The 24,650-nt window shown below is 61.9% G+C and carries 23 protein-coding genes, 2 tRNA genes and 3 pseudogenes; 13 read left to right on the plus strand and 15 right to left on the minus strand.

Annotated features, from left to right (window positions below; all coding sequences use genetic code 11):
- The first annotated feature begins 61 nt into the window (after window positions 1-61).
- The 3 genes from leuA to D8M36_RS00440 are packed head-to-tail and all read left to right on the plus strand — an operon-like array spanning window position 62 to window position 3,355.
- Window positions 62-1,774 (plus strand): 2-isopropylmalate synthase, encoded by a 1,713-nt coding sequence (gene leuA, locus D8M36_RS00430; protein WP_202974859.1) that lies wholly within the window; start codon window positions 62-64, stop codon window positions 1,772-1,774.
- 13 nt (window positions 1,775-1,787) lie between these two features.
- Window positions 1,788-2,558: a DNA repair protein RecO gene (gene recO / locus D8M36_RS00435; protein ID WP_126845869.1), complete on the plus strand. Its 771-nt coding sequence runs from the start codon at window positions 1,788-1,790 to the stop codon at window positions 2,556-2,558.
- Complete coding sequence (locus D8M36_RS00440; RefSeq protein ID WP_126845871.1) at window positions 2,555-3,355, plus strand: isoprenyl transferase; 801 nt, start codon at window positions 2,555-2,557, stop codon at window positions 3,353-3,355. Before recO ends, D8M36_RS00440 begins: the two co-directional genes overlap by 4 nt.
- 6 nt (window positions 3,356-3,361) lie before the next feature.
- Here D8M36_RS00440 and D8M36_RS00445 read toward each other — a convergent pair whose 3' ends face one another.
- Genes D8M36_RS00445 through D8M36_RS00465 form a run of 5 tightly spaced genes read right to left on the minus strand, consistent with a single transcriptional unit; the run spans window position 3,362 to window position 7,075 of the window.
- Entirely contained in the window at window positions 3,362-3,928 is a 567-nt protein-coding gene (locus tag D8M36_RS00445) for a DedA family protein (RefSeq protein ID WP_126845873.1), read from the minus strand.
- A gap of 15 nt (window positions 3,929-3,943) precedes the next feature.
- The gene (locus D8M36_RS00450) at window positions 3,944-4,351 is read right to left on the minus strand and encodes a Fur family transcriptional regulator (RefSeq protein ID WP_311201293.1); all 408 of its coding nucleotides are present in this window, start codon (window positions 4,349-4,351) and stop codon (window positions 3,944-3,946) included.
- A 5-nt stretch (window positions 4,352-4,356) separates the two neighbouring features.
- Window positions 4,357-5,226 (minus strand): metal ABC transporter permease, encoded by an 870-nt coding sequence (locus D8M36_RS00455; protein WP_126845877.1) that lies wholly within the window; start codon window positions 5,224-5,226, stop codon window positions 4,357-4,359.
- On the minus strand, window positions 5,223-5,957 hold the full coding sequence (locus D8M36_RS00460; protein ID WP_161970172.1) for a metal ABC transporter ATP-binding protein: 735 nt from the start codon (window positions 5,955-5,957) through the stop codon (window positions 5,223-5,225). Before D8M36_RS00460 ends, D8M36_RS00455 begins: the two co-directional genes overlap by 4 nt.
- A 44-nt stretch (window positions 5,958-6,001) precedes the next feature.
- Window positions 6,002-7,075 (minus strand): metal ABC transporter substrate-binding protein, encoded by a 1,074-nt coding sequence (locus D8M36_RS00465; protein ID WP_126845880.1) that lies wholly within the window; start codon window positions 7,073-7,075, stop codon window positions 6,002-6,004.
- 142 nt (window positions 7,076-7,217) lie between these two features.
- Between D8M36_RS00465 and D8M36_RS00470 the strand changes: the two genes are divergently transcribed.
- Genes D8M36_RS00470 through dnaG form a run of 4 tightly spaced genes read left to right on the plus strand, consistent with a single transcriptional unit; the run spans window position 7,218 to window position 13,119 of the window.
- Window positions 7,218-8,606, plus strand: coding sequence for a glycine--tRNA ligase (locus tag D8M36_RS00470; protein ID WP_126845882.1), 1,389 nt, complete (start codon window positions 7,218-7,220; stop codon window positions 8,604-8,606).
- A 16-nt stretch (window positions 8,607-8,622) separates the two neighbouring features.
- The gene (gene dusB / locus D8M36_RS00475; protein ID WP_126845884.1) at window positions 8,623-9,780 is read left to right on the plus strand and encodes a tRNA dihydrouridine synthase DusB; all 1,158 of its coding nucleotides are present in this window, start codon (window positions 8,623-8,625) and stop codon (window positions 9,778-9,780) included.
- 3 nt (window positions 9,781-9,783) lie between these two features.
- Window positions 9,784-11,094 carry a deoxyguanosinetriphosphate triphosphohydrolase gene (locus D8M36_RS00480; RefSeq protein WP_126845886.1) on the plus strand — a complete coding sequence of 437 codons (1,311 nt, stop codon included), beginning with the start codon at window positions 9,784-9,786 and terminating at the stop codon, window positions 11,092-11,094.
- 18 nt (window positions 11,095-11,112) lie between these two features.
- Complete coding sequence (dnaG, locus tag D8M36_RS00485; RefSeq protein ID WP_126845888.1) at window positions 11,113-13,119, plus strand: DNA primase; 2,007 nt, start codon at window positions 11,113-11,115, stop codon at window positions 13,117-13,119.
- A gap of 31 nt (window positions 13,120-13,150) precedes the next feature.
- On the opposite strand, the gene D8M36_RS00490 is transcribed toward dnaG, so the two are convergent.
- From D8M36_RS00490 to D8M36_RS00505, 4 genes are all read right to left on the minus strand, one after another.
- Window positions 13,151-13,642, minus strand: coding sequence for a DUF3145 family protein (locus tag D8M36_RS00490; protein ID WP_074296869.1), 492 nt, complete (start codon window positions 13,640-13,642; stop codon window positions 13,151-13,153).
- A gap of 85 nt (window positions 13,643-13,727) precedes the next feature.
- Window positions 13,728-14,213 (minus strand): peptide deformylase, encoded by a 486-nt coding sequence (locus D8M36_RS00495; RefSeq protein WP_065247748.1) that lies wholly within the window; start codon window positions 14,211-14,213, stop codon window positions 13,728-13,730.
- Window positions 14,213-14,701: an OsmC family protein gene (locus tag D8M36_RS00500; protein ID WP_126845890.1), complete on the minus strand. Its 489-nt coding sequence runs from the start codon at window positions 14,699-14,701 to the stop codon at window positions 14,213-14,215. The genes D8M36_RS00495 and D8M36_RS00500 overlap by 1 nt, the downstream gene beginning before the upstream one ends.
- 82 nt (window positions 14,702-14,783) lie before the next feature.
- Window positions 14,784-14,856, minus strand: a tRNA-Asn gene (locus D8M36_RS00505).
- 151 nt (window positions 14,857-15,007) lie between these two features.
- On the opposite strand from D8M36_RS00505, the gene D8M36_RS00510 reads away from it, so the two are divergent.
- Window positions 15,008-15,084, plus strand: a tRNA-Ile gene (locus D8M36_RS00510).
- A gap of 10 nt (window positions 15,085-15,094) precedes the next feature.
- On the opposite strand, the gene D8M36_RS00515 is transcribed toward D8M36_RS00510, so the two are convergent.
- Complete coding sequence (locus D8M36_RS00515; RefSeq protein ID WP_126845891.1) at window positions 15,095-16,252, minus strand: site-specific integrase; 1,158 nt, start codon at window positions 16,250-16,252, stop codon at window positions 15,095-15,097.
- A 285-nt stretch (window positions 16,253-16,537) separates the two neighbouring features.
- Between D8M36_RS00515 and D8M36_RS00520 the strand changes: the two genes are divergently transcribed.
- Window positions 16,538-16,819, plus strand: a complete 282-nt coding sequence (locus D8M36_RS00520; RefSeq protein WP_126845893.1) for a hypothetical protein — start codon at window positions 16,538-16,540, stop codon at window positions 16,817-16,819.
- Window positions 16,820-16,891: 72 nt separating this feature from the next.
- Window positions 16,892-17,336: pseudogene (locus D8M36_RS00525) on the plus strand (transposase); the annotation flags it as partial.
- Between the two features lie 343 nt (window positions 17,337-17,679).
- Here the strand turns inward: D8M36_RS00525 and D8M36_RS00530 are convergent.
- Both D8M36_RS00530 and D8M36_RS00535 read right to left on the minus strand, forming a co-directional pair.
- A complete protein-coding gene (locus D8M36_RS00530) occupies window positions 17,680-17,901 on the minus strand; it encodes a hypothetical protein (RefSeq protein ID WP_016664486.1) in 222 nt (73 codons plus the stop codon).
- Window positions 17,902-17,915: 14 nt separating this feature from the next.
- Window positions 17,916-18,206 (minus strand): ArsR/SmtB family transcription factor, encoded by a 291-nt coding sequence (locus D8M36_RS00535; protein ID WP_016664487.1) that lies wholly within the window; start codon window positions 18,204-18,206, stop codon window positions 17,916-17,918.
- A 349-nt stretch (window positions 18,207-18,555) separates the two neighbouring features.
- Between D8M36_RS00535 and D8M36_RS00540 the strand changes: the two are divergent.
- Together D8M36_RS00540 and D8M36_RS00545 are read left to right on the plus strand one after the other, a co-directional pair.
- Window positions 18,556-19,874 (plus strand): annotated as a pseudogene (locus D8M36_RS00540) (ISL3 family transposase).
- A gap of 17 nt (window positions 19,875-19,891) precedes the next feature.
- Window positions 19,892-20,724, plus strand: a pseudogene (locus D8M36_RS00545) (IS3 family transposase); the annotation flags it as partial.
- Between the two features lie 102 nt (window positions 20,725-20,826).
- Here D8M36_RS00545 and D8M36_RS00550 read toward each other — a convergent pair.
- Together D8M36_RS00550 and cmtR are read right to left on the minus strand one after the other, a co-directional pair.
- Window positions 20,827-21,429 carry a cadmium resistance transporter gene (locus D8M36_RS00550; RefSeq protein ID WP_126845895.1) on the minus strand — a complete coding sequence of 201 codons (603 nt, stop codon included), beginning with the start codon at window positions 21,427-21,429 and terminating at the stop codon, window positions 20,827-20,829.
- Window positions 21,426-21,785 (minus strand): Cd(II)/Pb(II)-sensing metalloregulatory transcriptional regulator CmtR, encoded by a 360-nt coding sequence (gene cmtR, locus D8M36_RS00555; protein ID WP_126845897.1) that lies wholly within the window; start codon window positions 21,783-21,785, stop codon window positions 21,426-21,428. Before cmtR ends, D8M36_RS00550 begins: the two co-directional genes overlap by 4 nt.
- A gap of 446 nt (window positions 21,786-22,231) precedes the next feature.
- On the opposite strand from cmtR, the gene D8M36_RS00560 reads away from it, so the two are divergent.
- Window positions 22,232-22,423 carry a hypothetical protein gene (locus D8M36_RS00560; protein ID WP_126845899.1) on the plus strand — a complete coding sequence of 64 codons (192 nt, stop codon included), beginning with the start codon at window positions 22,232-22,234 and terminating at the stop codon, window positions 22,421-22,423.
- 912 nt (window positions 22,424-23,335) lie between these two features.
- Here the strand turns inward: D8M36_RS00560 and D8M36_RS00565 are convergent.
- A complete protein-coding gene (locus D8M36_RS00565) occupies window positions 23,336-24,574 on the minus strand; it encodes a beta-ketoacyl-[acyl-carrier-protein] synthase family protein (RefSeq protein ID WP_126845901.1) in 1,239 nt (412 codons plus the stop codon).
- Window positions 24,575-24,650 lie beyond the last annotated feature (76 nt).

Raw genomic sequence — 24,650 nt, forward strand, 5'->3', positions numbered from 1 at the left:
CGAAGATCCGAGTACGCCCGTTGTGGGTCAGCACGGCGATGCGCCGCAAACCCCTTCTGGTATGCCCGTGGATCGCTATACGCCCTTCCACGAGCACATTCCCTTCACTCTCGAGGATCGTCAGTGGCCGAACCGCGTGGTGACGCGCGCCCCGCGGTGGTGCGCGGTTGATCTTCGCGACGGCAATCAGGCCCTCATCGACCCCATGAACACCGAGCGTAAACTCCGGATGTTCAACCTTCTCGTGGAGATGGGTTACAAGGAAATCGAAATCGGTTTCCCCTCGGCCTCGCAAACGGATTTCGATTTTTGCCGCACGCTCATCGAGCGGGACCTCATTCCCGATGACGTGACGATCCAGGTACTCGTTCAATGCCGCGAGCACCTCATCGAACGCACGTATGAGGCGCTTCAGGGCGCCAAGCGTGCGATCGTGCACTTCTACAACTCCACCTCGATTGTGCAGCGTGATGTCGTGTTCCGCGCGAACGAAGACGAGGTCCTCGACATCGCCGTGCAGGGAGCGCTGCTCGCGAAGAAGTACGAGGAGTCGCTTGAGGGCTGCGATATCACGTATGAGTACTCACCGGAGTCGTTCACGGGCACGGAAGTCGAGTACGCGGCGCGCGTGTGCAACGCGGTCATCGACATCATTAAGCCCACGCCCGACAAGAAAATCATCATTAACCTCCCCGCGACCGTCGAGATGGCGACCCCGAACGTGTACGCCGATTCGGTCGAATGGATGGATAGGAACCTTCATTCGCGCGACAGCGTTGTGCTTTCGCTTCATCCTCACAATGACCGCGGTACGGGTGTGGCGGCAGCGGAGCTCGGCTACCTCGCCGGTGCTGACCGCATCGAGGGGTGCCTCTTCGGCAATGGCGAGCGCACGGGCAATGTGGATCTTGTGACACTCGGCCTCAATCTTGCGACGCAGGGCGTTGATCCCCAGATCGACTTTTCCAACGTGCCCGAGATTCGCCGCACGGTTGAGCACTGCAACCAGATCGATGTGCATGAGCGCCACCCCTACGGCGGCGACCTTGTCTTTACGGCGTTCTCGGGCTCGCACCAGGATGCGATCAAGAAGGGCCTCGAGCGCATGGAGGCCGATGCCTCCGAGGCCGGCGTCGAGGTGAGCGATGCGACGTGGCGCGTCCCGTACCTGCCGGTTGACCCGAAGGACATTGGCCGCAGCTACGAGGCCGTCATCCGCGTCAATTCGCAGTCCGGTAAGGGCGGCATGGCGTACCTTCTGCGCACCGAGCACGGCCTGGACCTACCGCGCCGTTTGCAGATCGAGTTCTCGAGCATCGTGCAGCATCGCACCGATACCGCTGGTGGCGAGGTGACCCCGGCAGAGCTATGGGAGACCTTCGTGGACGAATACCTGCCGCACCCCGATGCGGCAAAACGCTGGGGGCGCTACGGTTTCCGCGGTGTCACTCAGCACTCCGAAGGCGACGGCACCGATCGGATCGCCGTACAGCTGCGCGTCGAAGACCACGAGAGCACGGTCGAGGGGCTCGGCAACGGCCCGCTCGACGCGTTCGTCAAGGCGCTCGCCTCACGTGGCGTGAAGCTGAGGATTCTCGACTACGCGGAGCACGCCCTTAGCGAAGGCGATGACTCGCTCGCCGCCGCGTATATCGAAGCGGAAATCGGCGAATCGATCTATTGGGGCGTGGGCGTCGACGGTTCGATTACGCGTGCCTCGCTCCAGGCCCTCGTTTCAGCACTCAACCGGGCGGCACGCGCCGGGATCCTTTAGGAGCGCCAGTCGGGTGGTCTCGAGGCTGTACCGTGACGATGCGATTGTTCTTCGCACCCAGGATCTGGGGGAGGCCGATCGCATCGTCACTCTCTATTCGAAAAATCACGGGAAGCTTCGGGCCGTGGCGAAGGGGGTACGAAAAACCTCCTCGCGGTTCGGAGCGCGACTTGAACCTTTCCAGCGCGTCGACGTGCAGTGCTATCGCGGCCGCTCGCTCGATACCGTCTCGCAGGTCGTGACAATCACGGCCTATGCCGAGCAGATCGCGGGTGACTACGGCCGATATACGGCCGCAGCGGCCATGGGAGAGGCCGTCGAACGGCTCACCAATGAAGGCTTCGACCCCACGAGCGCACACTACATGATGCTCGTAGGAGCGCTTCATGCGCTCGTGCATTCGGGGCGCCCACCCGTGCTCATTCTCGACGCTTTTCTTTTGCGCACGATCGCCATGGCAGGCTGGCGCCCGGAGCTTCGACGCTGCGCCGTGTGCGGCGCCGAAGGCCCACATCACGCGTTCGATGTGGCCCAAGGAGGCGTCGTGTGCCGTGATTGTCGGCGCCCTGGCGCCATTGCCGCGCGGCCGAGCGTGACCGAGCATATGATTTTTCTCCTCGCGGGCGATTGGGAGGAGGCTCTCGCAACCGAGGGCGCGGCGCAGGGGGAGGCCGGCCGGCTTATCGCGCGCATCCTTGCCTATCACCTGGAACGGCCGCTCACTGCCCTAGACTTGGTGGATCGATCCATTGAAAGCGCCCCGGCGCCGAAGGAGCACGCGTGAAACCCTCGTTTGTGAAACCGCCCGAGCACCCCTCGGGCGAAACCGCCCCGATTCTCGAGGAACGCTTTATCCCGAAACACGTGGCGGTAGTCATGGACGGAAATGGTCGATGGGCGAATAAGCGTGGCCTGCCGCGAACAGAAGGTCACGCCGCGGGCGAAGCAGCGCTGCTTGATGTAGTGGCAGGCGCGATCCAGGCGGGTGTCACCCATCTGAGTGCGTACGCCTTTTCCACCGAAAACTGGTCGCGATCCCCAAGCGAAGTGCGCTTCCTCATGGGCTTTTCGCGCAGCGTTCTTCGCCGCCAACGCGACACCCTTCACTCGTGGGGGGTTCGCATCAAGTGGATCGGTCAGGCGAAGCGTCTGTGGCCGAGCGTGATTAAGGAACTGCGAGAGGCCGAAGAGCTGACGAAGAGCAACCCGGGTCTCACGCTCTACATGTGCGTCAATTACGGTGGCCAGGCGGAACTCGCGGATGCGGTAAAGGAGATCGCCGCGAAGGTCAAAAGTGGCAAACTCTCGCCCTCGCGCGTGAGTGAGAAGACTATCCGTGCGCATTTGTACGATCCGGAAATGCCGGATGTTGACCTGTTCATCCGCACCTCGGGCGAGCAGCGTACTTCGAACTTCCTCCTGTGGGAGGCCGCGTACGCCGAAATGCTGTTCGTTCCCGAGCTGTGGCCCGATGTGGATAGGCGAACGCTCTGGCGCGCAATCCTCGACTACGCGAAGCGCGATCGTCGCTTCGGTGGCGCGGTCGACAAAGTCGCGAGTTCCCCTGAGAGCAGCGCGTAGGGCCTGCTAGATCCCACGCCCGTTGGCATCGTTCGTGGTCTCATCGGGAAGGAGGGGCGCCCGCTCACCCGTCACATCACGCTCATGGGCAAGTTTTCGCGTGGCCCGGTTCCGCTCGGCACGCTTACGAAGGATGTGGAACGTGAGGAGTCCGACGGCTGCCAGGGCAATCGCCGCGGCCACGTAAGGGTTCGAGAGTGCCACCTCCCACCACAGTGCAAAAGCGGCGAGGCCCACGGTCGCGTATATCACGGCCCACGCGAATCCCCCCACGATGAGGGCTGGGAGGTAGCGCGTCAGCGGCATGCGAGTCACACCCGCCGCGAGGTTCGCGGCCGTTTGAAAGCCGATGGTGAGGAAGCTCAGGGCGACGATAGGCGCACCCCACCTATTGACCTTCTCCGCGGCATTTTCCACGCGTGGGCTCGTGAGGATCGTGTGGAAGCGGCCACGGTTCGCGAGCCTGTAGGCGAGGCGCCCCAAAAGGTACGTGCCTCCTGCTCGGCAATAGATGACGACGAGAAGGAAGGCGATAGCGGGGATGAGGGGGAGTGAAGTGATCCAATCAAGCATTCGAGCGGATCGCGCCTACTTCGACGCTGATGCTGCGGAACACTCGGGGCACGAGCCGAAGATTTCCATCGTGTGCTCAATCTGGGTGAAGCCGTTTTCGCGAGCGATGGTGTTTGCCCATTCCTCGAGCTCCGGCGGAAGGAACTCGATGGTTTTGCCGCACGTTCGGCACACGAGGTGGTGGTGGTGCGATTCCGTGGTGCACTGGCGGTAGATTGCTTCGCCGGAATCGGTGATGATGACGTCAACGAGTCCGGCATCCACCAGCGGCTGCATGTTGCGGTACACGGTCGCAAGGCCCACTGATTCACCGTCGGCTCTCAAAAGATCGTGAAGCTGCTGAGCCGTCATGAAATCTTTTGCCGATTCGAGCGCGCGCAAAATCGCGGTGCGCTGCTTTGTGGTGCGCAGTGGTTTCGCCACTTCAATCACATGCCCTTCGGTTCCGTCGAGATTCGCGCACGGCCAAGAATCGTTTGCGCGAGAACTCCCAGGATATAGAACCCGATCGCGATCAGCACGATCACGCCGCCAGGTGGGAGGTCGACGTACACGGTCAGTACCAGCCCACTCACCGCGCAGATCACACCGAGGAGCATGCTCATACGCATTGTGCGGGCGAAGCCGCGAACGATTTGTTGCGAAGCGGCGACCGGCACGATCATGAGCGCGGAGACCATGAGAGCACCAACGATTCGCATCGCGAGCGTCACGGTCAGCGCCGCCATGATGGCGATGAGAACGTTGACGGCACGTACGGGTAGGCCAATGGCACGCGCATGCTCTTCATCGCTCGTGACGGCAAAAAGCAGCGGGCGCGCCCCCACGCCAATCACGAGGATCGCGAGCGCGAGCGCGAGGGCCACCCACAGGTCCGAGTGCGTCACGGTCGCGAGTGAACCAAAGAGGTAGGCCATGAGGCTTTGCGAGGTGCCGCCCGCAAGTTGGATGATCACGACTCCACCGGCGATACCACCGTAGAAGAGGATCGCGAGGGCGGTATCTCTGCTCGTATGGCCCACTTCGCGCACGTACTCGATGAGCACCGCGCCTACCACACTCGCCACGAGAGCGCCGGGGATCGCGAGAGCATCGCTGCTGGAGAGCTGGAAGATCGAACCCGCGAGCCAACCGAGGGCAACGCCCGTGAGCGCCACGTGGCCGAGTCCGTCACCGAGAAGCGAGAGGCGTTTTTGCACGAGGTACGTGCCAACGACGGGAGCGGTGAGCCCCACCAGTACCGCAATGATGAGCGGGTAGCGAACGATCGGAGAGAGGAGAAGGTCGAGAGGGCTCACGGGTGAATCTCATTCCCTAGGCACTGGTCGATGGTCTCATTCACGTGGTGTTTGCCGTCTTCGCTTTCGCTCGCCGAGGCGTGTGGATCATCGTGGGGGAGCGGCCCGTCGTGGACGACGCGTCCTTGGTCCATCACGATCGCTCGCGTGATGAGATCACGTAGCGGGTCGAGGTCGTGAAGAACAACGACGACCGTCGTACCCTTCGCGTGAAGTTTCGCGATGAGGCTCGAGATGTTCTCCTGGGTCCCGGCGTCGACGCCGGTGAACGGCTCGTCGAGCACCAGAATGCGCGGCTCGCGTACGAGGGCACGCGCGATCATGACGCGCTGACGCTGGCCGCCCGACATTTCCGTCACGGCGCGGCCGGAGAGGTCTCCGAGCCCCACAAAATCGAGGGCTCGATCAACCTTGTGCTTTGAGGCTCGCGTAAACAAATGCTTGCTTGTGAGCAGTCCGCTCGCGGTTGTTTCGTACGCGCTTGCCGCGATATTTCCGCTGAACGCGGCCATCTGCGGGACGTACCCGATCGCGTCATGCACACCGCGCGTAGTCGAGGGGCGCCCGAGAATCTGAGCGCTTCCACCTGAAAGGGGGAGCACCCCAATCATGGCCTTGAGCAGCGTCGACTTGCCCGAGCCGTTTGGCCCAAGAATAGCGACGACTTCACCCTCGTTAATGCGGGCTGTGACGTCCTTGAGTACGACGGAGCCGCCGCGTTTGAGATTCACATGTCGAACCTCAAACGCGGCGGCGTCGTGAGTGGTGGCGCTACTCACTGCCAGGAGGCAACGAGCTTGTCGGCATTTTCTCGCATGACCTGAGCATAATCTTTCTTCGCATCAAGCTGCGTTTCAAGATTGTCGAGCTCCTCGGCCTTCGCACCGGTGCGGCTCGCGAGTGCCTCAGCGACGGCGGGAGTCGCGGAGGTTTCGAAGAACACGGTCGTGAGCTTTTCCTTCTTCACGAGTTCGGCAAGCTCGAGCAGGCGCTCGGTCGACGGTTCATTCTCGGGGTCGATACCGGCGATACCGATCTGGTGCAGATCGTAGGTGTCTGCGAGGTAAGCGAAAGCCGTGTGGCTCGTGATGAAGGCCTTCTCGCGGTCCACCGACTCATACTTTTGGTGAAGCTCCTCGTCGAGGTCCGTAAGCTCCTTCTCGAGTGCCTCGTAGTTCTTCGCGTAATCCTCGGCATGCTCGGAGTCGATGTCCGAAAGGGCGTCGGCAAGTGCCTTAGCCGCCTTGATCATGCGGTGGGGATCCTGCCAGAAGTGAGGATCGATTCCGCCGTGATCGTGGTGGTGGCCCCCGTGGTCGTGATCATCGTGGTCGTGATCGTCGTGCTCGTGGGCGTGGTCATCGCCACCGCCGTCGCTCGCTTCGTGCTCATGATCATGCTCGTCGCCGTGGTCGTGATCGTCGTCGCCGCTTGCGGGAAGGATGTCGACGAACTCGTTGAGGTTCAACAGCTTCTTCGGCTCGTGCGCCTTGATCGCATCGTCAACCGCGGTTTGATAGTGCTCGATTTGCACCACGAGGTCAGCATCAGCCATCTGCGCCACCTGCTGCACCGACAGTTCGAGACCGTGCGGGTCGATGCCCGGCTTCACGGGATTGATGATCGACACGTGCTCACCGCCCACCTTCTCGGCGAGGTATTGGGTGGGGTAGCACGTGATCATGACGGAAAGATCTCCGGATCCCGAGCTGGCGTCGGAACCCTTGCCCTTCTCCGAAGTTCCGCCGCACCCTGCAACGAGGGCAGCGAACGAAAGCCCGCCGCCGAGGGTGAAAGCGCGGCGCGAGACCGGGGTGGACAGACCGAACGAAGACCGTGAGTTATTCATGAGAACTATTATCAGTGAGGCTTGTGGCATGCGGCAAATCTGAGGCCGCGCATGCATGAGAAGAAGCAACGTTTTCGCGGTTTCTGGTTAGGGTGGAACAAAGCGTGCAAGCCATGCATGCCCAGCGTCCCAAGGAGATCTCGTGGCGAAGCCCCAACCGTCGAAGCTCGATAACGTCATCGCCCTCGCGAAGAAGCGTGGTTTTGTGTTCCCCGCCGGCGATATTTACGGCGGCACGCGCTCGGCGTGGGATTACGGCCCCCTCGGCGTTGAGCTCAAGGAAAACATTAAGCGCCAGTGGTGGCGCACCTTCGTGACCTCCCGCGCTGACATGGTGGGGCTCGACTCCTCGATCATTCTGCCCACGCGCGTGTGGGAGGCCTCGGGTCACGTGAAAACCTTTACCGACCCCCTCATCGAGTGCCGCAGCTGCCACAACCGTTTCCGCGAGGATCACCTTGTAGAAGAGTTCGAAGAGCGCAAGGGGCGCAAGGCCGAAGGCATGAGCGAGATCCCGTGCCCGAACTGCGGAACGAAGGGCGAATTCACCGAACCGCAGCAGTTCTCGGGCCTCATGAAAACCTATCTCGGTGCCGTTGATAACGAAGCGGGCCTTCACTACCTGCGTCCCGAAACCGCGCAGGGGATTTTCGTGAACTTCCTGAACGTTGTGAACTCCGCGCGCGTGAAACCGCCGTTTGGCATTGGCCAGGTGGGCAAGTCCTTCCGTAACGAGATCACCCCCGGCAACTTCATTTTCCGCACGCGCGAATTCGAGCAGATGGAAATTGAGTTCTTTACGCAGCCTGAGCGCGCCGGTGAGTTCTTTGACGAATGGGTTGAGGCGTGCGAAAAATGGTTCTTCGACCTCGGCATCAAGCCGGAAAACGTTCGCCGCTTCGACGTTCCAGAGGAGGAGCGTGCGCACTACTCCGATGCAACGATTGACCTCGAATACCGCTTTGGATTCCAAGGCAGTGAATGGGGTGAACTCATGGGCGTCGCGAACCGCACCGACTTCGACCTCACGAGCCATGCGGAGGCCTCGGGAACAAAGATGCAGTACTTCGATCAGGCGAGCGGCGAGCGCTACACGCCGTACGTGATCGAACCATCGTTCGGCCTCACCCGCTCGATGATGGCCTTCCTGATCGACGCCTACGAGGAGGATGAGGCGCCCAACACCAAGGGCGGTGTGGATAAGCGCACGGTGCTCAAGCTCGATCCACGCCTCGCCCCCGTCAAGGTCGCCGTTCTTCCGCTCTCCAAGAGCGAAGATCTTCAACCCACCGCGCACAACCTCGCCGCGGAGCTTCGCGCCCTGTGGAACATCGAGATGGACCTTTCGGGCGCGATTGGTCGTCGCTACCGTCGCCAGGATGAAATTGGTACGCCCTATTGCGTCACGGTCGACTTCGACACTCTCGATGACCAGGCCGTGACGGTGCGCGACCGCGACACAATGGCGCAAGAGCGCGTGGCCCTATCAAAGATCAAGGGTTACCTCGCTGAGCGCCTTGCGGGCTGCTAAGGAGCGCCTTTCACGCATGAGCCGTTCCCTCACGATTGGCCCTCACACGAGCGATACTCCCGTTGTTCTCGCCCCGATGGCTGGGGTCACCAATATGCCGTTTCGGCTTCTGTGCCGCGAGTTCGGTGCCCGTCATTCGGCGAACGACGGTGGCTTCTTCGTCTCCGAAATGGTCACGAGCCGCGCGATCGTCGAACGCCACCCCGAAACGATGCGCCTCGTCACCATGGGGGAGCGCGAAACTCCGCGCTCGATTCAGCTGTACGGCGTAGATCCCGCCACCATCGCGGCTTCGATTCGCGTACTGCGCGAGCTCGACCTCGTTGACCACGTGGATCTCAACTTCGGCTGCCCCGTTCCGAAGGTGACCCGCAAGGGCGGCGGCGCGGTGCTTCCGTGGAAAACGGAGCTTTTCACGCGGATCGTGACGGAGGCAGTGAAAGCGGCCGAGGACGTTCCCGTGACGGTAAAAACCCGCATGGGCGTCGACGACTCTCATCTCACCTACCTTGATGCTGGTCGGATTGCGGAGGAAGCCGGCGCTGCAGCCATCGCCCTTCATGGCCGCACCGCCAATCAGCATTACTCCGGGCACGCTCGCTGGGAGGCGATCGCGAGCCTCAAGCAAGCTGTCACGAGCATTCCCGTTCTCGGCAACGGGGATATTTGGAGCGCCGAGGATGCGCTTCGCATGGTCGAAGAAACCGGGTGCGACGGCGTCGTTGTGGGGCGCGGGTGCCAGGGCCGCCCGTGGCTTTTCGCCGATCTCGCGGCAGGATTTGCCGGTAAACCGGACCGCGTGAAACCCACGCTCGGTGAGGTTGCCCAGGTGCTCATTCGCCATGCGGAACTTCTCATCGAATTTTTCGAGGATGAGGGCCGTGGCGTGCGGGATCTGCGCAAGCACGTTGGGTGGTACTTCAAGGGGTACCCCGTAGGTGGCAAGGCACGGCACGCGCTCGCGACAATGGAATCGCTCGACGACCTCAAGGAAAAGCTTTCCGCGCTTGATTGGGAGGCCCCGTACCCAGGCGAGCCGGTCGAGGGCCCGCGAGGGAGAGCGGGCCACCCGAAGCGCACGCACATGCCCGACGGCTGGCTCGACTCACGCGAGATTTCCGACGACCATCGCGCCCGTTTGCACGAGGCGGAACTGTCCGTCTCGGGAGGGTAAATCGTGCCACCGCATATTCCCGCCCCTTACCATTCGCGCGACATCGAGCGTTTCTTCCAAGAGCCCCCGAAGTCGCAAGCCCGCACGCCCTTTCAGCGCGACCGCGCGCGGGTGCTGCATTCCTCGGCTCTTAGGCGCCTCGGGGCGAAGACGCAAGTGCTCGGCGCTGGCTCCAACGATTTTTCCCGCACGCGCCTCACACACTCGCTCGAGGTCGCGCAAGTCGGCCGCGACATTGCTCACGAGCTCGGCTGCGACCCAGACGTGGTGGATGCCGCGTGCCTCTCGCACGATCTCGGACACCCGCCTTTCGGGCACAACGGTGAACGTGTACTCAACGATCTCGCGAGCGATATCGGCGGGTTCGAAGGGAATGCGCAAACCTTGCGTTTACTCGCGCGGCTCGAGCCGAAGGTGCTCGGCGGTGAAAAGAGTTTCGGGCTCAACCTCACTCGCGCGGCTCTCGATGCCGCGATTAAGTATCCGTGGCAGCGCGAGAAGGGACCGAACCCCGATTCTCCAAAGTTCGGGGTGTACGAAGACGACCTGCCCGTGTACGAGTGGGCGCGCGAGGGCGCACCCGAGCATCGCAAGTGCCTTGAGGCGCAAGTCATGGATATTTCTGATGACATCGCCTACTCGGTGCACGACATTGAGGACGCGATCACGGGTGGCTCAATCACGCTCAGCGCCCTCAAGGATCCCCAAGAGCGCGCCGCCGCGCTCTACGTCGTGCAGGATTGGTATGCCCCGCACCTCTCCCTCGAGGAGCTGGATGTAGCCCTCACTCGCCTTGAAACCGAGACGGTGTGGCAATGGGAGTACTCGGGTGATCCCTTTTCCGCGGCGGCGCTCAAGGATATGAGCTCGCAACTCATCGGTCGATTCGTGGGATCGGTCGTTGAGGCGACTCGAGCGGCGCACGGCGATCATGCCCTCGCGCGCTTCGAGGGGAGCGTCGTGGTGGCCGAAGACACGGAGCGGGAGATCTCGGTGCTCAAAGGCCTCGCCGCCGCCTACGTCATGTCGAGTAGGGCGCAGCAGGGTGTGTACGCGCTCCAGGAGCAGATCCTTACCGATCTTTTCGCGCTCTTTCGCCGCACCGGCGCGGCGCACCTCGACCCCATCTTCACGGTGCTCTACGAGCGTGCGAACAGCCTTGAGGAGCGCGAGCGGGTTATCGTGGATCAGATCGCTTCGCTCACTGACGTCTCCGCCGTGCGCCTTCATTCTGAATTCTTCTCGGGGGCCTATTCGGACGCTCTCGCGGGCGATGTGCCGCTTCCGGGCTTTGGCCCGGAGATCCCCTTTTAGAGTGCGAGGAAGGTGCGCGTGAAAGGTCTCATTAAGCGCGAAGACATCGTCGCCGTGCGTGAACGCGCGAACCTCGAAGAGATCGTGTCCGAGCACGTGTCGCTCAGGAGCGCCGGCCTCGGCTCGATGAAGGGGCTGTGCCCTTTCCACGACGAGAAAACGCCCTCGTTCAACATCCGCCCCGCGATCGGCCGCTATCACTGCTTTGGCTGCGGCGAAGGCGGAGATGTGATCGAGTTCGTCCAAAAGATCAACCACATGAGCTTCACCGAAGCGGTTGAGTACCTCGCTTCGCGCTATGGCGTGCAGCTGCGCTACGAGGAGTCGAACGCGCGAGGCGATCGCGATTCGGGCCCGCGCACTGACTTCGGCACGCGCCAGCGTTTGCTCGCCGCGCACGAGGTCGCGGAGGAGTTCTTCCGCGAGCACCTCACGAGTCCCGAGGCGGAGATTGGCCGCCGGTTTCTCGCCGAGCGAGACTTCGGCCCGCGCGCCGCCGCGCATTTCGGCATCGGTTTCGCTCCCCAAGGCTGGGACAACCTCACGCGGCACTTGCGCGGGCGCGGATTCACGGAAAAAGAATTGACGCTGAGCGGGCTCGTCTCGGAGGGGCAGCGTGGCGTCTACGACCGTTTCCGCGGCCGTCTCGTGTGGCCCATCCGCGACGTCACGGGCAAGACCATCGGCTTTGGTGCGCGTCGCCTTTTCGATGATGACAAGGGCCCGAAGTACCTCAACACACCCGAAACTCCTATCTACAAGAAATCGCAGGTTCTCTACGGTCTCGACCTCGCGCGCAAGAACATTTCCTCGAAACGCCAGGTGGTCGTCATGGAGGGCTACACCGACGTTATGGCGGCGCATGCTGCCGGAATAGACACGGCGGTTGCTTCGTGCGGAACCGCGTTTGGTTCCGAAAACGTGACCCTCGTGCGCCGCATCATGGGGGACACGTCAGCGCTGAGTTCGCTGAGCCTCGCGAGCGGCGCGGGCAGTGCTTTTGCCGGTGCCGGGGGAGAGGTGATCTTCACGTTCGACGGGGACGAAGCGGGCCAAAATGCCGCGCTCAAAGCCTTCCGCGAAGATCAACGCTTCGTCGCTCAGACCTACGTGGCCGTGGACCCCCAAGGCATGGATCCGTGCGACATTCGCGTGAAGCGCGGAGAGGAGGCCCTCAAAGACGTCATCGCTGCGCGCATTCCGATGTTCGAGTTTGCAATCCGCGCGGCACTGAGGTCCGTGGATCTCGACACCGCCGAGGGGCAGATCGCAGGGCTGCGCATGGCCGCGCCGGTGGTGGCTCAAATCAGGGACCACGCACTTCGACCCGAGTACGCGCGGCGGCTCTCCGGCTGGTTAGGCCTTGATGAACGCACCGTTCAGCGGGCGGTCCAGGACGCCGGCAAAGCGGTGTATGAGCAGCGCCGGATTGCGCAGCAAGCGTCGGAACACCCGCCCGAGGGCCGGGGGTATGGCAATTCCGACGCCACCCACGCACCCGAGGAGACCGAACCTCTCCTGTCGCCCATTCGCCTGCGGGACATTACGCAAACCCGCGACCCGATCGAGACCGCTGAGTTACAAGCGCTCGCGCTCATGCTCCAGGCGCCCTCGTCCGTGAGCCTTGCCGATGTGCACGCTCTTCCCGACGAGCCCTTCCGCACCGTGACGCTCCAAAGCGTGTGGGATTGCGTGATCGCGACCGGCCTCTTCGAAGAGGCGGCCGAGAACAACGTAAGCGTGCGGGCGTTCGTCGAGGCAGTGATGGAGATCGCGGGGGAGTCGCTACGGCCACTCATCGGTGATCTTGCCTCGTACCCGCTTCCCGCGCGCGACGAGCGACAGCTCAACCGCCTGGGCCCCGCGCTCATGCGACGCCTCCAGCAACTGAGCTACACGCACGAGATTTCGGAACTTCGCAGGAAGCTCGGCAGGCTCACACCCGATCGGGATGCCGAAGAGTTCCGCGCGACGATGGCGGCGCTTCAAGAGGCGCAGCAGAAATTGCGTTCACTCAAAGAATAGAGATCAGCGGTCGGGGGGACTGAAGGCTCTTTTAGCCGACGAGGTGAAGGCGGCGCGGCTCCTCACCGCTCGCGGCAGCGCGGAAACTTTCGAGCTCGTGATCCCATGCTTCACCAAGGGCCTTGCCGATCTCGTGCTCGATACGCGCGGCGTCTCCGGCTCCGGCGGCGATGCAGTAGCGGATGCGATCCTCAGTGAGGGTGACGTTTCCCGCCGCATCGATCGCTGCGTGATGAATGCCGAGCGACGGCGTATACATCCATCGAGAGCCTTCTTCGCCCGCATGCGGTTCTTGCGTGACTTCAAAACGCACGCTGTCCCAACCACGAAGGGCGGTCGCGAGACGCGCGCCCATGCCTTCGGGGCCTGTCCAGTTGATCGCCATGCGCAACTGCGAGGGATCGCCTTCGTGGCGATGCCACTTCACGCGTACGGGCACGCCGAGGACTCCGCTGACGGCCCATTCAAGATGAGGTGCGAGGGCACGCGACACGGAGTGGATTGTAAGGGTTCCACGAGCCATGGGCTTACCTTTCGTATCAATCGAAACGTCTTCCCCACGATTCGCGTTGATACTTGTGGCGGCCTAGCTCGGGCCTTCGAACAGTCTAGAGGGTTTCGCGGATTGCCCGCAATGCCTTCTTCTTTTCGCTCTTCTCGAGGCCATCGATGTAGAGGGCGCCATCGAGGTGACCAACCTCGTGCTGAATGAGGCGCGCGACGATGCCTTCGCCTTCGAGCGTGACCTTCTTGCCGTCAAGGTCGATGCCCTCGCACGCGGCTTTCGCCGAACGCTCACGTTCGAACCAAAGCCCAGGCACGGAGAGGCAGCCCTCGTCGCCGCCTTGCTTCTCGTCCGAAAGGTACGTGATGACGGGATTGAGGATGTATCCGAGCTCGCCATCGATATTCCATGAGAAGGCCCTGAGGCTCACGCCAATCTGATTGGCGGCGAGGCCGGCGCGGCCCTCCTCGTTGACGTTTTCGAGGAGATCATCCACGAGGGCACGCACGCCGGGCGTGATCTCCTTAATCGGATCGCATTCGGTGCGCAGAACCGGATCGCCAACGACGCGGATATCGCGTTTCGCCATTACTTCTCCTCCTCGTGAGACGCAGTACCTACCGAGCCGCCTGCGTCGCTAATTGCGTGGCGCACCTCAGCACCCGGAACGACAGTGCGCTGAATCGTGCACGCAGCGTCGATGACGCGGTCAATCACGGAAGCGAGCTTTTCTCGCTCACGCTCGTCAAGCCCCGAAAGGTCCAGCTGGATCGACTCGTCGATCTCATGGTAGCGGTCGTCCTTCTCGTCAGACGTGCCGTGTGCGTAGAGACGGGCTGCAAAATCTTCGCCGAGGCGCCGCGCGACCGCGTGATCCATCGACATTCCAGCGCAGCCGATGAGCGCGAGCTTCAAGAGCTCGCCGGGGCTCACACGCCCGTCCTCGAGCCCGATCGGGATTTCAACCCCGCTTTGCGTGTGGCCGACGAACTGGCGCGTCGCGACCCTATCGACCCACACGCTTCCCGGGCCGAAGCCCTCGGGGCGTTCAAACGATTCGGGTGAGTGAACGCTCATGGATTCTTCCTTTCCAGTCACGGCTGGCGCTTCTGCACACGAGAAAAACGAAGGCCCCGGGTCTCCCCGGGGCCTTCTCTTGCTCCCCCAATTGGACTTGAACCAATAACCCTTCGATTAACAGTCGAATGCTCTGCCGATTGAGCTATGGGGGATCGACTCGAAATACATTAGCAGCGACCGCCCTCAGATCGCCAATTCAGAGGCCAGATCCGGCCAGGATGTGCCAAAGGCCACGCTGGCGCCCGCCACGGAGCCTCAACTTTCCAAGGAACCCCCCGAGCGGCGATAATGGAGCGCGCATACGGGCCCGTAGCTCAGTCGGTTAGAGCACCGGACTCATAATCCGTCGGTCGCGGGTTCAAGCCCCGCCGGGCCTACCATATGCCCAGGTCAGAGCGTAGTTTTTGACGAATTTTCGGTTTGATTTTCTCGGGAAATCTCACCGATGCAATCTTTGTGCAACTTTTCGTTCTTCGACTGCAACGCTTCCAGGGCACGCTGGGGCACACCGTGGGTGGAGTAGTGGCGCTCTGCCACTTGGATGGTGTGCCCCATGAGGGATTCACGATCCATTCGTGAAAGTCCTGACTCTTCTAACCTGCGTTCAACGATGCGGCGGAAAGTATGTGAACTCATCTCTGGGTGCCCGGCATCGGATAGTGTGCGTTTAATTGACCGGGTGAGGGCGCGGGGGTCGGGGATGTTACCGGTTCGAGCCGTGGCGAAGACAAACTCCATTTCGGCATCTGTTGCTCCAGGCCTCATGCGCAGTGAAAGCTGCCGTTTGAGCACTTCGCACGCTTGCTGCGTGAGCGGGATAGAGCGGTAGGAGAGCTTCGACTTCAGCCGAGGCTCCCATCGACGCTCGCCACCTTCTGTATGGATCTGGCCGCGCAGGTGGATCGCGGGCGGGTCAGTTTTAAGATCGACGTCTTGCCAGCGCAGCCCGGCGATTTCTCCGATACGGCAGCCGGTTTGGAGAAGCAGCATGATGGCGTCAGAGGAGTTATTACCTTGGGCGCGCGGGTCATTCATCACCGTATCCATGAGGGTCGCGATTTCCTCATCGGTGTAGGCGCGGTCTTTATGAACTACCTGCGGGTTTTTGCTGACTGCGCCGTCGCGGGGAAGGCGTAGCCGGTCAAGTGGTGAAGGTGGCGGGGTGTCGGTTACATCGCCATCGGCGATCTCCCATAGTTTTCGCCAGATTGTCAGGACGTGCTTGCGCTCTCCCGTCAGCCCTTCGCGACCAAGGCGCAGCAGCTCGTCGGTGAGCTGGTTTCTCGTGATGTCGTCGATCTTGAGGTCGGCGAGCGGGCTATTGAGTGCGTAGGTTTTTGCTGTGTAGCGATATTTCGTTCTCGTGGCGCTGGAGCGTTCGCGCTCGAGAACGCCTGCGTCGATTCCATCAAGGTAGCGCTGCGCGTACTCACCGAGGGGCTGCCGAGAAGAGCGCTCCTCGATTTCTCGCGCAAGCTTCTCTTCTGCCTCGCGCATTTTGAGCTTGATCCGGTGTTCGATCGCGCCTTTCGTAGGGCCCGAGACCATGAACCGGACATCTCTGCCGTTGCTGAGTTTTGCGCGCGCTCTAGCCCGACGCGGAAGAGAGGAAGGCTTGACCCCTTGAGCTTCGCCTCCTCCTCAATGACCCATTTCCCTTCGAGCTTCACCTGGTGCGAGATGGTTCCGATTTCTCCGGGCGCGAGGGACTGGCGTGGTATGGCTGTACTCCAGGTGGATCAAGGCGAGGTCGCTCTTAGTCTCTCACCACGAGAAGGCTTCTAGCCCTTGGCGGTACACAAAATTGCATCGGCCAGTTTGAAAGGAAGCGTCATGGGATACCGCAAAAACCGCGACAGTAACGGAAAGCGTCGCTGTCCAAGCGGCAAAGTTATCTACGGATCGCGTGGCGAGGTGCAAAAAGCGCTCGACAACGGGCGATGGGTTGGCAAGTCTGGCCTGCACAAACACCCCCAGGAAGCCTATTTCTGCAAACAGCGCAAGCGGTGGCACCTGACGAGCATGACGCCGGAGCAGCCTCAGGCGTGGCTTGAGCGCCAGCGGCGTAAGCGTGAAAGGGAAAACCGTCGGCTTGATTTAGCTTTGGAGCGCTAGAACCCCTGGAAGGCCGGAGGTTGTGAAGCGTCCTGGATTTAGTTCTTACCTCAGCTAAGGAAGGATTGAACTATGCCTAGAAGGTATTCCGTCGAGTTCAAGGAGAAGGCGGTCCATCAGATCATCGAAATGGTCCGCTTGGAGTCTTGCTCACTGCAACGCGCCTACACGGAGGTTGGTGAGCTCCTTGGAGTATCTCACCACACGTTGCGGGCTTGGTACCGTGACAGCGCTTCAGTACGTGATGACTCTGACGCTTCAGGCGGCGAGACAATGGAAGAAGAGCTCAAGCGTCTGCGCCGTGAAAACCGCGAGTTGAAACGAGCAAACGGGATTCTTAAGACTGCTTCGGTTTTTTCGCAGCGGAACTCGACCGACCCACGACCAAATGATCTCCTACATCGACACGTATAAAGATCAGTTTGGGGTCGAGGCCATCTGCCGAGTCCTTAAACAAGCAGATCGTGGATTCATTACTGGCTCTTCAGAGCTGAGTGTGGGCGCGCCGGTGGTGCGGGGTAGCTGGAGGTAGGCGTCGAGGTCCCCGATGATGAGCGGACTCTTACCTCTGCTCGCACCAAGGACCTCGACAATGCTGAACTCTACGTGCGCTACACCCTCATCTGGGAAGAGCCTCTTAAGGTCGTGGAGGTTGGAGGTCTGACGGTGGGTGGGCTTGGATGCCTCGAGCCCGGGGCGCTCGACGCGCCAAAGTCCGCGGCCGCCGGCCTGGATCGCTCACAGGTCACCGGAGCGGACGAGTGCGTAGGGCTGGGAGCGGCCAATGGGCATGATGGTCTGCACGCCCTCCAGCGTCATGAAGAGGGGCGTGGCGGTCACCGGCTCTCTGGAGGGCCTGATTACTCGGGGATCTCGCTGAGTTGGGCCTCAATCCGATCCAACCGCTCGGTGATGTTGCTTAGGTGCTCCACGATGAGTTGGTTCGAACCATCGATCGCCGTCGCTGTTTCGCGTCGTGCGCTGGTGACGGTGCCTACCACCCAGACGGTAAGAACAACGAAGATCGCGAGTGGTATTGCGGCGGCGAGGATGACAACAAATACGGTAGTGGTAAGTGTCATGAAGATTCCCTTTCCTATTCTTGATTAATCAGGCGCACAATGTGGTCTGGAGTTATTTCAAGCTGAAACGGAGCGACCCAGTAGTGTTTCCTCACTCGGCTCTCTCCGAGCTGTTCCAGGCCGCTCTCGATGAGTCGAGCAGCTTCCAAGCGGTTGAGGTGCTGGTAGAGCAGTGGCCGAGACATCCCGAGTCGGCGGGCCAGCTCACTGACATGGGTCGACTCCGTCTCTAGAGAGGCGATAATTCGCAACCGAGGCTCACTTCCGAGAGCACTGAGTATCTGAGCGAGCCGTGCTGCGTCCATTACCCCTCCGGATCGTAATCGAACGATGTCAGGTGTAAGTATATGCTTACAGTCAGCGGTGCGCAAGTTCTGCCGGGTCTGGCGGAGACGCTGGCTGCTCACCCGGGGTGGCCGGTCGGACTGCGGGCCGGCCTGCACCGCCGGCGAGTACGGGAGGGGTCGACCTCATGGGGTCGCCTCCTCCTTGCGCGCGACGAGCTGCGAAGTCTCCTGGGGCCTGACCCTTGTTCGACTCTTCACCGTTGCGGTGGGGAGTGAGGGGTTCGGCGGGTTGAGCGGCGGGTAGGGGTCGAGGTCCCCGAGGATCAGGAGCGACCAAGCTGCCCGATTTGTTCGCGAGGACCTCGACGTGTCTCACGCTACGGGGTGCGCCGACGCGCGCACGACCACCAATCCCTGCGCTCGCTGCGATCTTCTGTTCGGGCTCGATGGCGTTCGAGTCGAGCGGGTTGATCGCGACCCGATCACCATGCGGGTGACGGTCTCGACGCCCTGGCAGCTGGCGTGCTGCCCGGACTGCGGGGTCGTCGCGCTCAGCCGCGGCCGGCGGGTGCGGGTGCTGCGCGACGTGCCGCACGGCGACGTTCGGGTCCAGATCGTCTGGCGGCAACGACGTTGGCGCTGCGGCGAGGTCGAGTGCCCGCGGGGGACGTTCGCCGAGCAGGTCCCGACCCTGGTCGCCGCTCGCGGCGTCCTGACCCGCCGCGCGGTGTGGTGGGCAGTCGGACAGCTGCGCCGCGAGCACGCCACGATCGCTGGGCTCGCCCGCCGGTTGGGGTCGGCTGGGCGACGCTGTGGCGCGCGGTCAAGCCCGAGCTCGAATGTCTGGCCGGTGACCCGACCAGGTTCGCCGGTGTGACGTCCCTGGGGGTCGATGAGCACATCTGGCACTACGGTGACGTGCGTGAGCGCGGCCCGAAGGAGTTGACCGGGATGGTCGACCTGACCCGTGACCAGGCCGGACGCGTGCACGCCCGGCTCCTGGACTTGGTGCCCGGCCGCTCGAAGAAGGCCTACACCGACTGGCTGCTCAACCGCGGCGTCGACTTCCGCGCGCGGATCGAGGTCGCTGCCCTGGACCCGTTCGGTGGCTACAAGTCCGCGATCGACGCCGAGCTCGCCGACGCCACCGCCGTCCTGGACGCGTTCCACGTCGTCAAGCTCGGCACGCAGGTCGTCGACGAGGTACGCCGCCGAGTCCAGCAGGACACCACCGGGCACCGCGGCCGCAAGGGCGACCCCCTGTTCGGAATCCAGACCATCCTGCGCGCCGGCGCCGAGAACCTCACCGACCGCCAGCTCGCCCGCCTCGAGACCGCGATCTTGGCCGATCCCGCCCACGAGGAGGTCTACGTCGCCTGGCGCTGCGTCCAAGACCTCCGAGCCGCCTACCGCGCGAAGGACACGACCAAGGGCCGTCGCCGCGCCGAGAAGATCCTGGACGCGTTCCACACCTGCCCGATCCCCGAGGTCGCCCGCCTGGGACGCACCCTGCGCCGCTGGCGGCAGGCGTTCTTGGCCTACTTCGACACCGACCGCGCGAACAACGGCGGCGCCGAGGCCGTCAACGGCATCATCGAGCTGCACCGGCGCCTCGCCCGCGGCTACCGCAACCGCGACAACTACCGCCTCCGCGTGCTCCTCGTCGCCGGCGGACTGATCACCTGATCCCTATCGGAACGGCGAAGAGCCTCATTACTTCACGCGGCTACCGCAAAGCCTCTACACGTGTTCCCAGTGCAAGGGCCTTAAGCGATAGCCTGCTTATCCCAGAGATTCAGCGTGTGCATGCGGAGAATTTCTCGGTTTACGGCATCCGCAAGATGTGGCACGCGATGAACCGTGAAGGCTTCCATATTGGCCGCGACAAGACCGCACGCCTGATGAAGCTCGCTGGTGTTTGGGGCCGCAGGCGTGGACGAACCCCTGTGACAACGATTAGCCCGAAGGCACCGGATCATCGCCCAGACCTTGTACAGCGAGACTTTCGTGCACAAGCGCCAGGCAGGCTTTGGGTTACCGACATTACCTATGTTCGTACCCTGTCAGGATTCGCCTACACCGCGTTTGTCGTGGATGTCTACAGCCGAAAAATTGTTGGTGTTGCTACACGCTCGACGATGCGTACCGATGCGCTGCCCATGGAGGCTTTGGAGCATGCGTTAACGACTGCGGGCGAATTCATGAAAACCAGTTAATTCACCATAGTGATCGGGGCAGCCAGTACGTGTCACTGACGTATTCCACCGCGCTAGCGGAATCCGGAATCCGTCCGAGTGTGGGAACAGTCGGGGATTCTTATGACAATGCTCTAGCCGAAACAGTCAACGGCCTCTACAAGGCGGAACTGATTCATGCTCAAGGTCCGTGGACGTCGGTCGGAGAAGTCGAATTGGCCACCTTGCGGTGGGTGCATTGGTGGAACACCAAGCGTCTTCACGAAGCATTGGAGTACACCACCCCACAGGAAGTAGAAACCGAGTACTATCTCACCCAGCCCATCAACACAGGGCCGTAAAAGAAGCGGAACCAAACCCAGGACGCTTCAATCGGGAGCGTACACGAGACCCTTGTTGATGAGGTTGGCACGGGCGGGGCCTTTTGGAACACTGCCGCTACGTCAGAGCCCGAAGGCTCCGCCGCTGACGAGGATCACGATGCCGAGGCCGATGAGAACGATGGGAAAGAGGATGTCCTCCCAGCGTTCGAGCACTTCCGCGATCGGGGGGCGGGTGGCGACGAACTTTGCCAGGGCCACCAGGACCGCAACGAGCGCGAGGAAGATAACGATGTAGGTGACCACTGCGAGAGGTTGCACGCTAAGGAATACAGGGGTGTAGACACCGATGTTGTCGCCGCCATTGGCAAAAGTGACGCCTGCGACTGTCCACACGCCGACCTTCTTGCCGGCAACCTTGGCCTCGTCGTCATCGTCGGCATCGTCTCCGCGCCAGGCCTGCCATGCGGCCCAGAGGCCGATGCCCAGCGGGATGAGACCAAAATATGGAATGACTGCCGGGGGCAGAAATGCTCCGGCGCCGATGGTCACAAGGATCGCGGCGACGAGGATGCCGGCAAATCCGAGGTACTGGCCGGCCAAAATACGGGCGGTGGTGCCGCTCTGGCGTGCCCCTCGCGCGAAGAAGAGGGAGAGCACGATGATGTCGTCGATGTTGGTAGCTGCGAACAGGCCTATCGCCTGCAAGACCGTGGTGAGGTTCATGCGCCCTCCCCAGCTACGTTGCATTCGGGAAGCGAGCAGGCGGGGTCGATGCACGGGGCGTCTTCGTCCACTGCCAGGGTGGCATCGACCAGTGCCGTCAGCGCCTGCGCCAGGTGCGAATCGGCGATCTCGTATCGTGTCCGACGACCCTCGGGCTCGGAGACGACGATCCCGCAATCGCGCAGGCATGCCAGGTGGTTGGACACGTTCGGGCGTGTCAGGTCCAGATCTCGGGATAGTTCCGCCGGGTAAGCGGGATGGTCGAGCAGGGTCAAGATGATCCGGGATCGAGTGGGGTCGGCCAGTGCACGACCCAGGCGGTTCATTACGTCGAGACGCGAAGTAATAGTCAGCATGCACTGAACTATACAGCGAGCACTGAATTAGTCAAGTTCCGGGTAGCGGTGCAGCTGTGTGTGCTGCTCAAGAGACAGTGGAAGGAGCAGAGATGGCAGAGATTCCGGCAAAGTTGCAAAAACAGCGTCGCCAATTCGAGATTCAAGTTGCGCACGAGCCTGGCGTAGTTCGGGAGATCGGTTTTCAGGCCCCAAGCAATGATACGAAGGGGATAAAACTCGATGGCCACATCATCTTGAACCGGGAAGGCTCGAACAAACTTATCTACCTCATCCGCAGCCTCGACTCGATTCCCGTTTGCAGCGGGGACACCTCGGGGTTCGACGACGGTTCGCGCCGCCAAGGAGAACCTTGCCGGATGGATTGCCGAGAGGGACAACGAGGGAGACAACACTGGCGACGGTGCATACTTGGTTGAACCACGCTCGTTTCTGAAGATCGGCCCATGTGCGATTTGAGCCGCGCCCAAGGCAACCGAATTGGCTCGAAATTCCTTAGCTTTGAAAGTTTCCGCTCGAACCGCAAGTCACCGGAGGTGCTCACCTTTGACGAGCTTGTCGAGCGTTCACGGTGGAGCGTGGAGCTTGCCGAGAGGCAGGAAGAGGCGGAAGCGGAATTTCCTGACTTCCCGTTCTAAGGAGCGCTTCTGCTCACGTCAAATAATTGACTTCTGTCGTGTAACCGGAATCGGAACCCGGTGTGACCGGGGTGTAGCCACGAACCCGGTACAACTGGTCGGGGAGTTTACTGAAAGCTCCCACCGGGGGAATAGGGGTTTCGTACGGGATCCATCGGTACTCCTCAAAACTAAAGAAATCTGCTCGCTTAAAGCATTTTGCTGCACGGGGTTATGCGCCCTCGTATTTCGGGCTCGGGCTCGGTCTCGGTCTCGGGTGGGTGGCGTGTGCATGGTTCGGGTTATATGCCCACTCAAGGAAAGCCGGTCATGGACGCTAAGACCCTCACGCACGCCAAACGCCTTAGCCGCTTCGCTGTTATCGCGGCGGTGATCTTTGCAGCCCTCACACTTGTCATTACTCCGGCGCGGGCGCTTGCCCACGGTGAAGGTGTGCTCCAGATCGGCAACGAAGCGCTCACGGGCGAGGGCATGGGTGCCGTTGGTGAAAGCACGCCGGTGCCTCGAGGGTCAGATGGGTCGGTCGTCTTGGCAGATGGGACGTTTGATTCGTCCACTTCGACGACCTCAAAGTGCTATGGCAACGTGAGCAGTCAAAACAGGTTCGTGCCGGTGATCCGGTGGACATCCAATAACGCGATCGGGAAGTTCCAAACGAAGCCGCCGAGCGGGTTTTTCGAGGACATTCAAAACACGATCGACTCTGCTCTCAACATGGCCTCGATGATCCCCGCGCTCGTTGGTATACCTGCGCAAATGCGATGTATGCGATTTTGGTTGACTCACACACGGGCATATTCCGTCGGCCGCGGGTTCAAGCCCCGCCGGGCCTACGAATACTCCTCATATGCGGAACAACGGGGCCCGACAACCGTCGGACCCCGTTTTCGTACGCCTATATGTGCGCGCGGTTTATGCGCTCGCGAATACGACTGACATGTCGTGGCCGCCGAAGCCGAAGGCATTGTTGAGCGCGGCGATGTCGCCGCTCGGAAGCTCGCGTGCCGTGCCGTTCGCAATGTCCATCGTGACGCCCTCATCGAGGTTCTCAATGTTGATCGTGGGCGGCGCAACGCGATTGTGCAGTGCGAGGATGGAGAAGATCGACTCGACAGCGCCTGCGCCGCCGAGGAGGTGACCGGTCATTGACTTGGTGGAGGTCACGACGATCTGGTCAGTTTCACCATCAAGCGCGATCGAAAGAGACTCGAGCTCGTTGAGGTCGCCGAGCGGGGTCGACGTGCCGTGGGCATTGACGTGGACGATATCGCGTGCGGTGAGGCCCGCATCCTCGAGCGACTCGCGGATTGCCCGCGCTTGGCCCTCGGTGCTCGGCGCGGAAATGTGGTGGGCGTCGGACGCCATGCCGCGGCCGGCGAGGTAGGCGTAGATCTGCGCACCGCGTGCCTTCGCGTGCTCTTCGGTCTCGATCACCATGATGCCTGCGCCTTCACCGAGGACGAAGCCGTCACGATCGCGGTCGTAGGGACGCGAGGCTGTCTCAGGTGAATCGTTGCGAGTGGAGAGCGCGCGGATATTTGCGAAGCCCGCGAGGGGGAGCGGGTGCACGCAGCCCTCGGTGCCGCCAACGATCGCGATATCGGCGCGTCCGCTGCGAATGAAGTCGAGGCCGTGCGCGAGTGCTTCAGCGCCCGAGGCGCACGCCGAGACGGGCGTGTGTGCACCGGCTTTCGCCCCGAACTCAATCTCGATGTGCGCGGCCGCGGAGTTCGCCATGAGCATGGGGACGGTGAACGGGTTGACGCGGCGCGCGCCGCGTTCCTTCACGGTGTCCCACTGATCGAGGATCGTCCACACGCCACCGATGCCGGTACCAACCACGACGCCAAGTCGCAGAGGATCGACCTCGGGGCTGCCCGCATCCTCCCACGCCTCGCGCGCAGCGATCATCGCGTACTGCCCGTTCGGATCAAGCTTTTTTGCCTCGGGCTTCGAAAGGTGCTCGAGAGGATCGCCCGCGACCGTGCAGGCGAAGTTCACCGCGAGCCCGTAGCGCTCCGCCCAATCATTCTCAAGCGTGTGCGCGGTGGATACTCCCGCAAGGGCAGCCTTCCAGGAGCTCTCGATGTCGACTCCAAGCGGGTTGAATGTGCCGAGGCCGGTGACAACTACGCGAGGATTCTCGCTCATGGGTTCTCCTTGCGGGCGTGGTGAAAAAGGGGGAAATGATTAAGGTGCGCGCCCGCCGCAAACGGGCGAGCGCGCA

The sequence above is a fragment of the Dermabacter sp. HSID17554 genome (assembly GCF_003989295.1).
GTDB classification, from domain to species: Bacteria; Actinomycetota; Actinomycetes; order Actinomycetales; family Dermabacteraceae; genus Dermabacter; species Dermabacter vaginalis.